Origin of the sequence: Enterobacter cloacae complex sp. IR53030 (assembly GCF_049238365.1) — a bacterium.
GTDB lineage: Bacteria > Pseudomonadota > Gammaproteobacteria > Enterobacterales > Enterobacteriaceae > Enterobacter > Enterobacter kobei.
The window spans coordinates 1-15287 of sequence record NZ_JBMKHA010000028.1 but is presented as its reverse complement, the minus strand read 5'-3'; the positions used below and the strand labels follow the sequence as shown (position 1 = coordinate 15287).

Below are 15287 nucleotides of genomic sequence, written 5' to 3'. Positions count from 1 at the left end.
ATGGTTTCCTCAACCTCACCTGCAACGGTCCGTGCGAAAGCGGGCGCGATTTTTCGCGTCACCTCGGGCAACTTTCTTGAGCAATTCGACTTCTTTCTGTTCGGCTTTTATGCCACCTACATTGCGCATACGTTCTTCCCGGCGAGCAGTGAATTTGCCTCGCTGATGATGACCTTTGCCGTCTTTGGCGCGGGCTTTTTGATGCGCCCGATCGGCGCTATTGTGCTCGGCGCTTACATCGATAAAGTGGGTCGTCGTAAAGGGCTGATTGTCACCTTGTCGATCATGGCTGCCGGAACATTCCTGATTGTGCTTATTCCGTCGTATCAGAGCATTGGGCTGTGGGCACCGCTGCTGGTGCTGACGGGCCGTTTGCTGCAGGGCTTTTCCGCCGGTGCGGAGCTTGGCGGCGTCTCGGTCTATCTGGCAGAAATCGCCACGCCGGGCCGCAAAGGTTTTTACACCAGCTGGCAGTCCGGCAGCCAGCAGGTTGCCATTATGGTTGCCGCGGCGATGGGCTTTGCCCTGAATGCCCTGATGGAGGAGAGCGCCATTCGCGCGTGGGGCTGGCGCATCCCGTTCCTGTTTGGCTGTTTAATCGTGCCGTTCATCTTTTTCCTGCGTCGTAAGCTGGAGGAGACCGAAGCGTTCAACGCACGGCGCCATCATCTGGCGATGCGCCAGGTTTTCAAAACGCTGCTGACAAACTGGCAGGTGGTGGTCGCAGGTATGTTGATGGTAGCGATGACCACCACCGCGTTCTACCTGATCACCGTTTACGCGCCAACCTTCGGCAAAAAAGTGCTGATGCTGAGCGCGTCGGACAGCCTGCTGGTCACGCTGCTGGTGGCCGTCTCTAACTTCATTTGGCTGCCGATAGGTGGAGCCCTCTCGGACCGCTTCGGTCGTAAACCGGTGCTGGTTGTCATGACGCTGCTGGCGCTCGCCACCAGCTACCCGGCACTGACGATGCTGGCGGCGGCCCCCAGCTTCTCCATGATGCTGAGCGTCCTGCTGTGGCTCTCTTTCCTCTACGGCCTGTATAACGGCGCGATGATCCCGGCGCTGACGGAAATCATGCCTGCTGAAGTCCGCGTGGCGGGGTTCTCGCTGGCTTATAGCCTGGCTACCGCCGTCTTTGGCGGTTTCACCCCGGTGATGTCCACCGCGCTGATTGAATACACGGGTGACAAAGCCTCGCCGGGATACTGGATGAGCTTTGCGGCGGTCTGCGCGTTGCTGGCAACGCTCTACCTCTACCGTCGCCGCGCGGCATCGCTGCAAAACACCGTTAAGTCACAGGGGGCCGCATGAAACGTACGTCTCGCTCTACCGCCATCGCGCTAATGACGATGTTCCTGAGCGTCAATGCCTGCGCAGAGGACGTGAAGGTCATGATTTCGGGCGGATTCAAGGCCGCCCTGGAAAAGCTGGCTCCGGAGTATGAACGCCGGACCGGGGATAACATTGTGATCATCCCCGGTCCCTCAATGGGCACTACGCCGCAGGCAATCCCAAACCGGCTCGCGCGCGGAGAGAAAGCCGACGTGGTGATTATGGTGGGCAATGCACTGGCGAAGCTTGAACAGGCCCGTCTGACCCGGCCGGGTACGCGGACTGAACTCGCGGACTCTCCCATCGGCATGGTCGTGAAAAAAGGTGCGGATATCCCTGATATCAGCAGCGAGACGACGCTGCGTAATACCCTGCTGCAGGCTCGCTCCATCGCCTACTCAGACAGCGCCAGCGGCAGGTATGTCAGCGAAGAATTGTTTAAAAAGCTGGGGATTGAAAAGGAGGTGACGAGCAAAGCGACAAAAGTCGAGCGCATTCCGGTCGCATCAGAAGTGGCGAAAGGAAAATACGCCGTCGGGTTCCAGCAGGTCAGCGAGCTGCTGCCGATTCAGGGCGTCACCTTTATCGGTAAAATCCCGGATAATTTGCAATACATCACGCGCTTCGCTGGCGCGGTCACCCGTGACGCGGAACATCCCGCGGAGGGAAAAGCGCTGCTGAACTATCTCGCCTCACCGCCCTCAAGGGAAGTCATCCGCGTAACGGGGATGATCCCCGTTACGTCCGGCGATACTGCTCGGTGATCTGTTTTTCAAGCTCAGCCGCAATATAGGACTGGATGCGCCCCCGGCGCCGGATAAGCCCCACGGTACGCTTCACCTCCGGCGCCACCAGCGGCAAAGGGGTCAGCAGCGTGTGCTCTGACGTCGGCATCGACATGGCGGGAACGGCAGCAATGCCGATCCCCGCCTCTACCATACCGAGCATCGTGGTGACATGACGCGTTTCGCAGACGCTGGGACGCTCGGGAATGATATCCCCCAGCAGGCGATCGAGCAGGTTGCGATTGCCGGACGTTTTATCGAGAGAGATGTAATCCTGCTGAAAAAATGCCTGCCACGTCAGCTGGCTCTTCTGCGCCAGCGGGTGATCCCTTCTGCATGCTGCAACATACACATCCTCCACCAGCGGGAAGAATTCGATTTCAGACGACAAGTTTCCTGCGAAGCAAATACCAAAATCCGCCTGGCTTCGGGCCACGGCGTCCATCACGTTGCCCGCGCTGCTGTCGATGAGCTTAATGCGAACGCGCGGATAGCGAGACTGAAAGCGACGGATCACATCGGGCATAAAGTAACAGGCTGCGGAAGGTACCGTGGCCACCGTGATCAGCCCCGTCCGCTCTTCGCTGGCTTTATCGACATCAGCCAGCATTGACTCTACGTTATCGAGCAGCTGCGCGGAGCGTTCCGCAAAGTTTTGCCCGTATAACGTCAGCGAGACGCGGCGGGTGGTTCGGTCAAAGAGTCGGTTCCCCAGCGCGGCTTCCAGCTTTTCAATCCTGCGGCTCAGCGCTGACTGGGACAGGCAGATAGATTCAGCGGCGACACGGAAGTTACCGTATTCCACTAACGCTCTGAAGGCATAGAGATCGTTGAGGTCAAAATTCACGGGCATAGTATCTGGCGGTCCTGTCAGGGAATACGTTACAAAGTCCAAAATAATAACGGCTTATTAACCTGCCGCAACCGGCGCGGTGTCGGAATGCCGTTCAAAGGTCGTTGAGATTGAGACGAATGTGTCCGGCGCGCTCAGCAATAGCGTGCCGTTCCTCTTCCGTCATATCCGCGAGTTGTTTAAAGACAATGCCCAGCCGGGGATTGTGACCGAGACGTGCCTGGTTACGCTCAAAGAAATCCCAGTAAAGCGCATTGAAGGGACATGCCAGCTCGCCGGTGCGTTGATTGTGTTGATACCGACATCCCTGACAGTAGTTACTCATCTTATGGATGTAAGACGCGCTTGAAACATAAGGCTTACTGGCCAGTAAACCGCCATCGCCAAACTGGCTCATGCCGAGAGTATTGGGCAATTCCACCCACTCAAACGCATCAATATACACGCCCAGATACCATTCATGTACCGCCTGCGGCGAGAGACCACCGAGCAGGCTAAAATTCCCGATAATCATCAGGCGCTGGATATGGTGAGCGTAAGCCTCAGTGAGCGACTGTCCAATGGCGTGCGCCAGGCAGCGCATTTGCGTCTTGCCCGTCCAGAACCACTCCGGCAGTGGGGTGTGCTGCTCTAACGCATTCAGCTCCCGATAGCCCGGCATTTGCGACCAGTAGATCCCGCGCACATACTCCCGCCAGCCAAGAATTTGCCGGATGAACCCTTCGACAGCAGGCAACGGCGCATCACCCGAGCGCCATGCCTGCTCGGCGGCGGCAACCACTTCACGGGGATTGAGCATTTTGGTGTTCAGCGCAAATGAAATTAAGGAGTGGAAAAGAAAAGGTTCTTCCGTGTGCATTGCATCCTGCCAGTTACCAAACTGGGGCAGGACGTGCGAAATAAACGCATCCAGCCGGGCTTTAGCTTCAGCACGGTCGACTGGCCAGCGAAAAGTGTTGGCCTGCGGTTCGCCAAAGGTGCGTACGCCGCAGCGTTGGATCTCTTCCCATAATGCTGAGCGATCGTGGTAGATGCGAGAGTCATCCGGAGCAGGCGGTTCGCCGGACCAGCGCTTGCGGTTTTCAGCATCGAAATTCCATTTCCCCCCTTCGGGCTCGCCTTCCGGGGTCAACAGCACGCCATGCTGACGACGCATTTCCCGATAAAAATATTCCATTCGCCAGCTTTTACGCGATGCAAAGAACGCGCTCACCTGCTCCCGGGAGGTGAAAAAATGCTCGCTGCTGACGCAGGTCGTCTCGACGGTCGCCGTTTTCGCCCACGCCTGCAACTGCGCATCAAGGCGCCATTCATCGGGCTCCTGCCACATCACCCTGCCAGCACGGTAATGTGCGATAAGCGCGTTGAGATTATCTTCCAGCGCGCCGCGATTTGAAGCCTCAGAGAGCCGGACATACCTTACCCGATGCCCCTTCTCTTTTAACTCAGCGGCAAACGCGCGCATGGCTGCGAAGATAGCGATGATTTTCTGAGCATGATGAAGGACATACGCGGTTTCCGCCCGCAGTTCCAGCATCACGTAAATGACATTCGGGCTGCAGGTATCAAACCAGCTGTGATGCGGATTGAGCTGATCGCCCAGAATCAGGCGTAGTTCGGTCAACGGTGGCTCCTGCGACAGCGCTCAGAACAGTATTTGACCTCGTCCCAGCATTTCGCCCACTTCTTGCGCCACGTCATGGGCCGCTGGCAGTGCACACACGCCCGACAGGGCAGGTTCTGCTTGTTACCTTTGAAATCACTCATCTTTTCAATACCGGACTGATTTATTCACTCGGGCTGCGGATAAAGGCTACGACAGACATCACAAAATGAAGGTGATGCCTGCAAAGCGCTACCCACTGCTCTGTACGAAATGATAGTTTATTCAGGCTGGAAGTGTAGAAATAAGCCATTTTCTGGCATCTTAACTGAACCTGACTTTCCCATTTTTGTTCAAGTGACGAGTTTGCGAGCAAAGCGATGATTAAGTGGCCCTGGAAAACGAATGAGGCTGGCCGGGATATGGCGCTGCCGTGGGATGACGCGCTGGCGATCCCTGTTCTGGCGAATCTCCAGCCGGACGAACAGTCAAAACTGGTTCAGCTGGCGGATCGTTTTTTGCAGCAAAAACGCCTGGTTCCTCTGCAGGGGTTCGAGCTGGATCCCCTGAAAAACGCGCGTATCGCCCTGCTTTTCTGCCTGCCGGTGCTTGAACTGGGTATCGAGTGGCTGGACGGCTTCCATGAAGTGCTGATCTACCCGGCGCCCTTCATCGTCGACGATGAGTGGGAGGATGACATCGGCCTGGTACACAACCAGCGGGTGGTACAGTCCGGACAAAGCTGGCAGCAAGGGCCGATTATCCTGAACTGGCTCGACATTCAGGACTCGTTCGACGCGTCAGGCTTTAATCTGATTATTCATGAAGTCGCGCATAAGCTGGATACCCGCAACGGCGACCGCGCCAGCGGCGTTCCGCTGATCCCGCTGCGTGAAGTCGCAGGATGGGAGCACGATCTGCATGCGGCGATGGATAACATCCAGGACGAGATCGATCTCGTGGGCGAAAGTGCCGCCAGCATTGATGCCTACGCGGCGACCGACCCCGCAGAGTGCTTCGCGGTGCTTTCAGAGTACTTCTTCAGCGCCCCCGAACTCTTCGCCCCGCGTTTCCCGGCGCTATGGCAGCGTTTTACCCAGTTTTATCAGCAGGATCCGCTTAAGCGTCTGCGTCAAAATGAGGCGGTCGGCCCTTCCCCTCACCAGGTCCATTAATTTTTTTCGACAGGGGTGCGCCCGGTTAACCGTACCCCGATGCTCAGTACGAAAAACAGCACCGCCATCCCCCCTGCCGCCATCGTTAAATACTGCTCGCCGAAAAAGCGCGTGACTACGGGCACCAGCAGCGCGCTGATGCCGTAGCCTAACGTATGGCTGGTGGCGATCGCGCCCGCGCCTTTCCCCGTGGTCAGCCGATCGTTCAACAGTAGCTGATAGCCCGGTGTTGCCATCGCCGCGCCGAGCGAGTTGACAGCAATTCCCACGTAGAACAGCGCCAGCCCGGCAATACACATCAACCCAAGTCCTGCCACCATCAATACCGCCGCCATACAGAGCAACGTCTGCGGGCTGAAGTGCTGCGGGCGAACTATCAAAAATTGCGCCGCGAGCGTGGCCAGCGCGGCCAGGCTCAGCAGGAGCGCAACATGGTGGCTGATCTCACGGGCGTTGCCCTCCAGCAAGGGGCTGAGATGCGGCGTGAGGCCAAGCTGCATCAGGCTCACCAGCGCCGCCAGCAGCATCGCCAGCAGCAGGAACGGCAGCATAGAGACCTGCAGACGGGTCGCCTGATGCGCCACCGGCGGCAGTGGAGGGTCAGCCACTTCTCGCAGCACCAGCAGCAGAGCGATAAACGGCGCAATCGCCATGAGCCAGAGCGGTGCCACCGGGTTAATGCTGAGCATCATTGCTGCTAGCGGTGGCCCCAGCAGACGGCCGCAGCTCAGGCCGGAGCTGATGGTGGCCAGCGCCGCCATGCGTTTGTCCAGCCCCGCACGCTGAATAGCCCAGGTCTGGGCGGCAGGCACCATCCCCGACACGGTTAAACCGTAGAGCAGGCGCGAAAAGATCAGCCCCGCCAGCCCCCAGGTGCTCTGGAGCAATCCGGCCGCCATTGCCCAGACCACCACGGCCATCACGGCGAAGCTGGCAAGATAGCCGCTGAGCGAGGCCACCATCACGACCTTACAGCCGCGTCGCTCGCTCTGACGCCCCCACCAGGGCGATGCCGGTAAAAAAAGCATGGAGCCGAACATTAACAGCCCGGCCCAGACCGAGAGCGACAGCCCGGTCAGGTTCACCAGCTGCGGGAGCATGACCAGCAAACCGTTCTGCCCGATGCCCAATAAACCTGCACAGAGTGCCAGCGGCCAGTTGGCTTTAGAGGTGACGTTTTCAGTCAGCGTTTCTGAATTAGCGCGCATGAGAATGTGAACATAGTGTCAATAAATGTGTGGAAATTATGAAGTTTATGAAAACAAATATTGCAAAAATGGTTGTGAGTGTAAATAGAATGAATATCATAACGAGAATTATTATCAATCATGGAATGAGGTACATCTATGCGTACTCTGCCCCGCTCCGTCGGTACAGACGTTGCGGCCCAGTGTTTTTTAAATGCCCTGCTGCGCGAAACGACGGACTGGCGCTATCTCCCCGCAGCCGCTGCGGATGAGCTGGCGCATATTCATATCCCGCTTTCTCCCGCTCAGGCCCTGCGGGTTCCGGTACGCTATTTCTCTCCCACCCAGCACCATCAGTACTGTTTCCCGGCAACGCTTATCCAGAGCGATAGCGACTGCGGTGACGCCGTCACATATACCCAACTGGTTGATTTACTTCTTGAAAAACCATCAGTAAAAGGCGTTCTTGATGCCGATACGCTGGCGCGTTTTAAGCAACGCGTGCTGGAAAGTCATGCGCATACCTGGCAGGCGATCGACCTGCGCCACAGCTGGTCCACGCTGCGTGATAAACCGCTGACGTTTGCTGAAGCAGAACAGGCGCTGCTGGTCGGCCACGCATTTCACCCGGCACCGAAGTCGCACGAGCCATTCAACGAAACCGAAGCGCGACGCTATCTGCCTGATTTTGCCTCCCGTTTCCCGCTGCGCTGGTTTGCCGTTGAGAGCACGCGAATTGCCGGTGACAGCCTGAACGTCTCCCTGCGCGAACGTCTGCTGCGCTTCGCCGCCCAGAGCGCGCCTGAGCTGCTCGGCCACTTCACCGACACGCGCTGGCTGTTGCCTATGCACCCATGGCAGGCAGAGCATCTGCTGGGTCAGGCCTGGTGCCAGCGTCTGGTGGAAAACGGTTCATTGCAGGATCTGGGCGAAGCGGGCGCACAGTGGCTGCCCACCAGCTCGTCCCGCTCGCTGTACAGCGAAACCAACAGCGACATGATTAAATTCTCCCTCAGCGTGCGCCTGACCAATTCCATGCGCACGCTGTCGGTGAAAGAAGTTAAGCGCGGGATGCGCCTGGCGCGCCTGGCGAAAACGGAACGCTGGCAAACGCTTCAGGCACGCTACCCGACGATGCGCGTGATGCAGGAAGACGGCTGGGCGGGACTGCGTGACGAAAACGGCGTGGTGCAGGAAGAGAGCCTGATGGCCCTGCGCGTCAATCTGCTGTTTGACACGCCGGACACGCAGACCAACGTGCTGGTCAGCCTGACGCAGGCCGCCCCGGATGGCGGTGACAGCCTGCTGGCTGCGGCAGTGCGTCGTCTGAGCCAGCGTCTGGATTTACCCCTCGCTCAGGCCGCACGCTGCTGGCTGGACGCCTATTGTGACCGCGTGTTACTCCCCCTGTTCAGCGCCGAGGCGGACTACGGCCTGGTGCTGCTCGCCCACCAGCAAAATATCCTGGTTGAGATGCAGCAGGATTTCCCCGTCGGGCTTATCTACCGTGACTGCCAGGGCAGCGCCTGGACCGAAGGAGCCGACGGGTGGCTGAAAGAGGCGGGTGAAACTGACGTGGAAAACCGCTTCGGTGAGAGCCAGCTGCTGCGCTACTTCCCTTACTACCTGCTGCTGAACTCCACCCTTGCGGTGACTGCCGCCCTTGCCGCCGCCGGTTTCGACAGTGAAGAGCGCCTGATGGCGCGCGTGCGTGACGCGCTGGTCGCGCTGCGCCGTACGGCGAAGCAGACCCGCTGCCTTGACTACGTGCTGGACAGCCCGACCTGGAACTGCAAAGGCAACTTCTTCTGTTATCTGCACGATCGCAACGAAAACACCATCGCCGATCCGGCGGTGATCTATTTCGACTTTAGCAACCCGTTCTACAAGGAGAAGGCGTAATGGCCATCGCGAATATCGTCCATTCTGGCTTCGGCTTTCGCTGCACCGCAACGGATACCGCGCTGCCGCTGACGTTAGGTCTCGACGGCAGCGCGGTGCTGGAGCGTCTCGGGGCTATCCCGGCGGGCTGGCTGGTGGAAGCGCTGGATCAGCTGTTTGTCGCCGCCCCCGCGCTGACCGGCATTACGCTGCCGTGGGCAACCTGGCAGGATGAACCTCAGGCAAAGGCGCTGTTTAGCCTGGCCCACGGGGATTACCTGGCGCGTGAAACCTTCTGGCAATTGCCGCTCTGGCTGAAAGGTGAACGACCGCAGGCGAGCAACGGTATGCAGTTTGATGAGAGCCGTCAGCTGTACTTCCCGCAGCGCCCTCGCCGCCCGCAGGGTGAGGTGTATCGCCGTTACGATCCGCAAATTAAACGCACGCTGAGCTTCCGCGTGGCCGACGTGGCGCTGGACGCCGAACGATTCACGCAATGGATGAACAACCCGCGCGTGAACGCCTTCTGGGAGATGGCCGGCCCGCAGGCCGAACAGGAAAACTACCTGCGCCGTCAGCTTGACTCGACCTACTGCTACCCGGTTATCGGCTGCTTCGACGATCAGCCGTTCGGCTACTTTGAACTCTACTGGGCACCTGAAGACCGCATTGGCCGCCACTACCGCTGGCAGCCGTTCGACCGCGGGCTGCATATGCTGGTGGGCGAAGAGCGCTGGCGCGGCGCGCAGTACATCCGCAGCTGGCTGCGCGGTCTGAGCCACTACCTGTATCTGGATGAACCGCGCACGACGCGCATTGTGGCCGAGCCGCGCTTCGACAACCAACGCCTGTTCCGCCACCTGGCGTCCGCCGGTTTCGACACCGCAAAAGAGTTCGACTTCCCGCACAAGCGCTCGCGCCTGATCGTGAGCGAGCGTCACCGCTTCTTCCATGAGGTGGAACTGTGAACGCGCTCTGGCAGAAAGTAAACCGCGAGATGGTGGCGAAGATCCTCGCCGAACTGGAATACGAACGTACCCTGCGCGCTGAGCCGGTTTCATCGGACGGCTGGCGCATCACCATGGGCTCGGAGTCCTGGCAGTTTCGCGCCACGCGCGGGATCTGGGGCTGGCTGCATATCGATCCTGATACCCTGACCACCGCCAGCGGCGCCGCCGTGGAAGCGGAAAGCGCGCTGCTGCAGCTGGCGACCGTGCTGGAGATGAGCGACGCGCAAACGGCGGAGCATATGGAAGATCTTTACGCCACGCTGCGCGGTGATATTCAGCTGCTCCAGGCGCGTGAAGCGCTGGATGCCGACGCGCTGATCCACCTCGACCCGGATGAATTACAGTGTCTGATGAGCGGTCATCCTAAGTTTATTTTCAACAAAGGCCGCCGCGGATGGGGGCTGGATGCCCTGCATCAGTACGCGCCTGAGTATCGCGGACGTTTTCGTCTGCACTGGGTTGCCGTTCAGCGTGAACACCTGGTCTGGAGCAGCGACGCCGATTGCGACATTCAGAATCTGCTTGCCAGTACCATGGACAACGCCGAGCGCGTCCGGTTTGATCATCGCTGGCAGGCATTGGAGCTCGACGAAAGCTGGCTGCCCGTGCCGCTACACCCGTGGCAGTGGCAGCAGAAAATTGCCATTCACTTCCTGGCGCAGCTGGCGCGCGGTGAGATGGTGGAGCTGGGCGAATTTGGCGATGAGTATCTGGCGCAGCAGTCCCTGCGCACGCTCACCAACGCCAGTCGTCGCGCGCCGTTTGACATCAAGCTGCCGCTGACCATCTACAACACCTCCTGCTATCGCGGCATTCCGGGCAAATACATTGCCGCCGGGCCGCTGGCCTCACGCTGGCTGCAGCAGCAGTTCGCCTCTGACGCCACGCTGATTCGCTGCGGCGCGCAGGTACTGGGTGAACCCGCCGCCGGATATCTGTCGCATCCGGGCTATGCCGCATTACCTAAAGCGCCCTACCGCTATCAGGAGATGCTGGGGGTGATCTGGCGCGAGAATCCGTCCTGTTATTTAGAAGACGGTGAACAGGCGGTGCTGATGGCGGCGCTGATGGAAACCGATAACGCCGGGCGTCCGCTGATCGACGCGTGGATTAAGCGCTCGGGGCTAAGCGCCGACGCGTGGCTGGAAAAGCTGTTCGACGCGACAGTGATCCCGTTCTATCACCTGCTCTGCCGCTACGGCGTGGCGCTGATCGCCCACGGTCAGAACGTGACGCTGGTGATGAAAAACTACGTGCCGCAGCGCATCCTGCTGAAGGATTTCCAGGGTGATATGCGTCTGGTGGACGAAGATTTCCCGCAGGCGCAGAGCCTGCCGGCGCAGGTGAAGGACGTTACGGCACGTCTGAGCGCGGATTACATCATCCACGACCTGCAAACCGGCAACTTTGTGACGGTGCTGCGCTTTATCTCGCGTCTCACCCTGCAATGCGGCGTGAGCGAAATCCGTTTCTATCAAATCCTGGCGGGGGTATTGCGCCGGTATATGGCTGCGCACCCCGAGCTTGCGGAACGTTTCGCGATGTTCGACCTGTTTAAGCCGCAAATTATTCGCGTGATCCTCAACCCGGTCAAACTGACCTTCTCCGAGCATGACGGCGGCAGCCGCATGCTGCCGAACTACGTTACCGACCTTGATAACCCTCTTTTTCTGGCCTCCCAGGAGTCAGCGCAATGAAAACCTATGATTTCATCGGCATTGGTATTGGCCCGTTTAACCTCAGCATCGCCGCCCTGGCCGAAGGGCTGGACGGTTTTAGCTCGCTGTTCCTTGAGCGCAAGCCGCACTTCTCCTGGCACCCGGGGATGATGGTGCCGGACTGCCACATGCAGACCAGCTTCCTGAAGGATCTGGTCAGCGCCGTGGAGCCGACCAACCGCCACAGCTTCCTGAACTACCTGGTGCAGCGTAAAAAGTTCTACCGCTTCCTGACCACCGAACAGCGCACGGTGTCTCGCGAAGAGTTTGCCGATTACCTGTGCTGGGCGGCAGAAAACCTCACCAACCTCGCCTTCAGCCAGCAGGTGCAGCAGGTGAGCTTTGATGAGACACGCGGTCTGTTTGAGGTCGTGACCCAGCGGGATCGGTTCTTTGCCCGCCACGTCTGCGTGGGGATTGGCAAACAGATTAACCTCCCGGATTGCGTGACGGTGCAGGACGACACCTGTTTCCACGCCAGCGAGATGATGCTGCGCACGCCAAATTTAGCGGGCAAGCGCGTGACCGTCGTCGGTGGCGGCCAGAGCGGTGCCGACCTGTTCTTAAATATCTTCCGCGGGGAATGGGGCCAGCCGCTAAGCCTGAACTGGGTGTCGCGCCGTAACAATTATAACGCGCTGGATGAAGCCGCCTTCGCCAACGAGTACTTCACGCCGGAGTATGTGGACAGCTTCTCAACGCTCGGCGAAGAGGCCCGTCGTCAGATGCTGCACGAGCAGAAGATGACCTCTGACGGCATTACCACCGAGTCCCTGCTGGCAATTTACCGCGCCATGTATCACCGCTTTGAGGTGCTGCGTGAAAAACCGTGGGCGCACCTTTTGCCGTCCCGCTCGGTGACGTCACTGGCGCGTCAGGAAAACGGTCAGCGTCTGAGCATACAGCATCATCTCGACGGCGGTCGCGAACAGCTGGATACCGACGTGGTGATCTTTGCCACCGGTTACCGCGCCGTGCAGCCTGCGTTCCTTGCCCCGCTGTCTCACCGCCTGCATCTGGATACGGACGAAGCCTTCTGCATCAACAACGATTTCACCCTCGAATGGGACGGCCCGCAGAGCAACCGCCTGTTTGCCGTCAATGCCGGGATGCACCGTCTCGGCATTGCTGAACCCCAGCTCAGCCTGATGGCCTGGCGTGCCGCACGCATTCTTAACCGCGCGCATCCTGACGAGCCATTTGAGCTGGCTACCACACCCGGCGTTATCCACTGGCGCACCACCGCCAGCCAGGACAGCAGCCCGGTTTTTAACGCGTTAGAGAAAACGACCGAGTACTGACACACACAATCAGGATCAACATAACAATGAAACGTTCTCATCTTTGGGTTTTAAATCCTTGCTTGCTTGCAATACTTTCTACCTCTGCGTGGGCGGAAGAACAAAAGGAAGAAAATATCGTGGTCTCCGCCAGCCGTGCACACCGCAGCGTGGCCGAGATGGCGCAGACCACGTGGGTTATTGAACGGTCTGAAATTGAGCAGCAGGTTCAGGGCGGAAAGGAGATTAAAGAAGTCCTGGCGCAGCTGATCCCGGGCATGGACGTTAGCAGCCAGGGGCGTACCAACTACGGTATGAACCTGCGCGGCCGCTCGATGATGGTGATGGTGGACGGCGTGCGCCTGAACTCCTCCCGCAGCGACAGCCGCCAGCTCGACTCCATCGATCCGTTCAACATTGACCGTATCGAAGTGATCTCCGGCGCCACGTCCCTCTACGGCGGCGGCAGCACCGGCGGCCTGGTGAACATCGTCACCAAAAAAGGCCAGCCTGAGGCCGAAGTTGAGTTCCAGACCGGAGCAAAAAGCGGCTTTAACAGCCACAACGACCACGATGAGAACGTGTCGGCGGCGGTCAGCGGCGGCAACGACAACGCCTCGGGTCGTCTGTCGGTGTCGTATCAGCGTTACGGCGGCTGGTATGACGGCAACGGCGACGAGGTGATCATTGATAACACCCAGACCGGCTTACAGTATTCCGACCGTATTGATGTGATGGGGACCGGCACCCTCAACATTGACGAACACCAGCAGCTTCAGCTCACGACGCAGTACTATAAGAGCGAGTCCGACGGCAAGCATGGCCTGTACCTCGGGAAAAACTTCTCGGCGGTCACGGGCGATGCGACTGCCTATAACAAAGGTAATCTCGATTCTGACCGTATACCGGGTACCGAGCGTCATCTGATTAACCTGCAATACTCCAATACCGACTTCTGGGGCCAGGATCTGGTTGCGCAGATTTACTATCGTGACGAAAGCCTGACCTACTACCCCTTCCCGACCCTGACCAAAGGCGTCGTGAGCAGCATCGGTGCATCGCAGCAGAAAACCGATTTTTACGGCGGCAAGCTGACGCTGAACAGCAAACCGGTGGATGATTTAACCCTGACCTGGGGTGTGGATGCCGACCATGAAACCTTCGATGCCAATCAGCAGTTCTTTGATCTGAGCAAAGCAGCGGCGAGCGGCGGCATGGAGCTTGATAATGCCTATAACGTGGGCCGCTACCCGGGTTACAGCATTACCAACCTCGCCCCGTTCCTGCAGGCCAGCTACGACATTGACGCCATCACCCTGAGCGGCGGCGTGCGCTACCAGTACACCGAAAACAAGGTGGACGATTTTGTGGGTTACGCCCAGCAGCAGGCCATTGCTACCGGGAAAGCCACCTCCGCAGACGCGGTGCCGGGCGGGAAAACCGATTACAATAACTTCCTGTTTAACGCCGGGATCCTCGGTCGTCTGACCGAACAGCAGCAGCTGTGGTTTAACTTCTCCCAGGGCTTTGAAATTCCGGATCTGGCGAAGTACTACGGTTCCGGCACCTATCAGCTGGTGGATGGTCACTATCGCCTGCTGAACAGCGTGAACGTGAACGACTCGACGCTTGACGGCATCAAGGTCAACGCTTACGAGCTGGGCTGGCGCTACACCGGCGATAACCTGCGTACCCAGGTCGCGGCGTACTACTCGCTCTCGGACAAAACGATCACCATCAACAAGACGGACATGACCATCAACCTCGAAGACGACAAGCGTCGTATCTACGGGATTGAAGGCCAGGTGGACTATTTCTTCACCGACAGCGACTGGAGCACGGGCGCGAACTTTAACGCCATTAAGTCTGAAACCCGCGAAAACGGTAAATGGGAGAAGCTGACGGTAGACAGCGCCAGCCAGTCAAAAGCCAGCGCATGGGTCAACTGGGCACCGGGCGACTGGACCCTGCGCGTGCAGAGCACGCAGACCTTTGACGTGTCAGATGCGGACGGCAAGAAGATCGATGGCTATAACACGGTCGACTTCCTGGGCAGCTACGCCCTGCCGGTGGGTAAAGTGAGCTTCAGCGTGGAAAACGTGCTGGACAAAGACTACACCACCGCCTGGGGTCAGCGCGCGCCGGGGCTGTATAGCCCAACCTACGGTGCACCAGGTTTGTATACCTATAAAGGCCGTGGCCGTACGTTTGGTCTGAACTACTCCGTACTGTTCTAATCCTGTGCGCCGCCTGCGGGCGGCGCAATTTGCTGCGTAATTTCAGCACGAATTTGCTATAAAATCAGCGATTTGCTGAAATTGTCGGCAAACGAACGAAAAGTACGTTTTCCCCCTTTGACAAGACGAACTGAGGTCGCTACTATTCGCCTCGTTCACACGATTCCTCTGTAGTTCAGTCGGTAGAACGGCGGACTGTTAATCCGTATGTCACTGGTTCGAG

At 58.6% G+C, this 15287-nt stretch carries 12 protein-coding genes; 8 read left to right on the top strand and 4 right to left on the bottom strand.

The annotated features are described in order from the left end of the window. Together ACOTXR_RS21925 and ACOTXR_RS21920 are read left to right on the top strand one after the other, a co-directional pair. Entirely contained in the window at positions 1-1314 is a 1314-nt protein-coding gene (locus tag ACOTXR_RS21925) for an MFS transporter (RefSeq protein ID WP_058690827.1), read from the top strand. Next, a complete protein-coding gene (locus ACOTXR_RS21920) occupies positions 1311-2099 on the top strand; it encodes a substrate-binding domain-containing protein (protein ID WP_200923626.1) in 789 nt (262 codons plus the stop codon). Before ACOTXR_RS21925 ends, ACOTXR_RS21920 begins: the two co-directional genes overlap by 4 nt. On the opposite strand, the gene ACOTXR_RS21915 is transcribed toward ACOTXR_RS21920, so the two are convergent. The 3 genes from ACOTXR_RS21915 to ACOTXR_RS21905 all read right to left on the bottom strand — a co-directional run bounded on the left by ACOTXR_RS21915 (position 2074) and on the right by ACOTXR_RS21905 (position 4740). Then, positions 2074-2973: a LysR family transcriptional regulator gene (locus tag ACOTXR_RS21915; protein WP_047028213.1), complete on the bottom strand. Its 900-nt coding sequence runs from the start codon at positions 2971-2973 to the stop codon at positions 2074-2076. The genes ACOTXR_RS21920 and ACOTXR_RS21915 overlap by 26 nt on opposite strands. Before the next feature lie 94 nt (positions 2974-3067). Continuing rightward, positions 3068-4597 (bottom strand): cryptochrome/photolyase family protein, encoded by a 1530-nt coding sequence (locus ACOTXR_RS21910; protein ID WP_101706507.1) that lies wholly within the window; start codon positions 4595-4597, stop codon positions 3068-3070. Then, positions 4594-4740 carry a DUF2256 domain-containing protein gene (locus ACOTXR_RS21905; RefSeq protein ID WP_072205392.1) on the bottom strand — a complete coding sequence of 49 codons (147 nt, stop codon included), beginning with the start codon at positions 4738-4740 and terminating at the stop codon, positions 4594-4596. Before ACOTXR_RS21905 ends, ACOTXR_RS21910 begins: the two co-directional genes overlap by 4 nt. Before the next feature lie 216 nt (positions 4741-4956). On the opposite strand from ACOTXR_RS21905, the gene mtfA reads away from it, so the two are divergent. Beyond that, positions 4957-5751: a DgsA anti-repressor MtfA gene (gene mtfA / locus ACOTXR_RS21900; protein WP_014884426.1), complete on the top strand. Its 795-nt coding sequence runs from the start codon at positions 4957-4959 to the stop codon at positions 5749-5751. Here mtfA and ACOTXR_RS21895 read toward each other — a convergent pair. Continuing rightward, entirely contained in the window at positions 5748-6959 is a 1212-nt protein-coding gene (locus ACOTXR_RS21895) for an MFS transporter (RefSeq protein ID WP_200923627.1), read from the bottom strand. The genes mtfA and ACOTXR_RS21895 overlap by 4 nt on opposite strands. 138 nt (positions 6960-7097) lie before the next feature. Here ACOTXR_RS21895 and ACOTXR_RS21890 point away from each other — a divergent pair, with 138 nt between their 5' ends. From ACOTXR_RS21890 to ACOTXR_RS21870, 5 genes are read left to right on the top strand one after another with little or no spacing between them, the layout of a single operon-like run. Continuing rightward, complete coding sequence (locus ACOTXR_RS21890) at positions 7098-8840, top strand: IucA/IucC family protein (RefSeq protein ID WP_058690823.1); 1743 nt, start codon at positions 7098-7100, stop codon at positions 8838-8840. After that, entirely contained in the window at positions 8840-9787 is a 948-nt protein-coding gene (locus ACOTXR_RS21885; protein WP_058690822.1) for a GNAT family N-acetyltransferase, read from the top strand. The genes ACOTXR_RS21890 and ACOTXR_RS21885 overlap by 1 nt, the downstream gene beginning before the upstream one ends. Then, the gene (gene iucC, locus ACOTXR_RS21880) at positions 9784-11526 is read left to right on the top strand and encodes an IucA/IucC family protein (protein WP_058690821.1); all 1743 of its coding nucleotides are present in this window, start codon (positions 9784-9786) and stop codon (positions 11524-11526) included. Before ACOTXR_RS21885 ends, iucC begins: the two co-directional genes overlap by 4 nt. Then, on the top strand, positions 11523-12848 hold the full coding sequence (locus ACOTXR_RS21875; RefSeq protein ID WP_058690820.1) for a lysine N(6)-hydroxylase/L-ornithine N(5)-oxygenase family protein: 1326 nt from the start codon (positions 11523-11525) through the stop codon (positions 12846-12848). The genes iucC and ACOTXR_RS21875 overlap by 4 nt, the downstream gene beginning before the upstream one ends. Before the next feature lie 26 nt (positions 12849-12874). Beyond that, positions 12875-15064, top strand: a complete 2190-nt coding sequence (locus tag ACOTXR_RS21870) for a TonB-dependent siderophore receptor (protein ID WP_421767115.1) — start codon at positions 12875-12877, stop codon at positions 15062-15064. Positions 15065-15287: the final 223 nt, after the last annotated feature.

Bases quoted from the DNA above. Each gene is read 5' to 3' on its own strand.
- ACOTXR_RS21925 (WP_058690827.1), top strand. From the start codon at position 1: ATGGTTTCCTCAACCTCACCTGCAACGGTCCGTGCGAAAGCGGGCGCG.
- ACOTXR_RS21920 (WP_200923626.1), top strand. From the start codon at position 1,311: ATGAAACGTACGTCTCGCTCTACCGCCATCGCGCTAATGACGATGTTC.
- ACOTXR_RS21915 (WP_047028213.1), bottom strand. From the start codon at position 2,973: ATGCCCGTGAATTTTGACCTCAACGATCTCTATGCCTTCAGAGCGTTA.
- ACOTXR_RS21905 (WP_072205392.1), bottom strand. From the start codon at position 4,740: ATGAGTGATTTCAAAGGTAACAAGCAGAACCTGCCCTGTCGGGCGTGT.
- mtfA (WP_014884426.1), top strand. From the start codon at position 4,957: ATGATTAAGTGGCCCTGGAAAACGAATGAGGCTGGCCGGGATATGGCG.
- ACOTXR_RS21895 (WP_200923627.1), bottom strand. From the start codon at position 6,959: ATGCGCGCTAATTCAGAAACGCTGACTGAAAACGTCACCTCTAAAGCC.
- ACOTXR_RS21890 (WP_058690823.1), top strand. From the start codon at position 7,098: ATGCGTACTCTGCCCCGCTCCGTCGGTACAGACGTTGCGGCCCAGTGT.
- ACOTXR_RS21885 (WP_058690822.1), top strand. From the start codon at position 8,840: ATGGCCATCGCGAATATCGTCCATTCTGGCTTCGGCTTTCGCTGCACC.
- ACOTXR_RS21875 (WP_058690820.1), top strand. From the start codon at position 11,523: ATGAAAACCTATGATTTCATCGGCATTGGTATTGGCCCGTTTAACCTC.
- ACOTXR_RS21870 (WP_421767115.1), top strand. From the start codon at position 12,875: ATGAAACGTTCTCATCTTTGGGTTTTAAATCCTTGCTTGCTTGCAATA.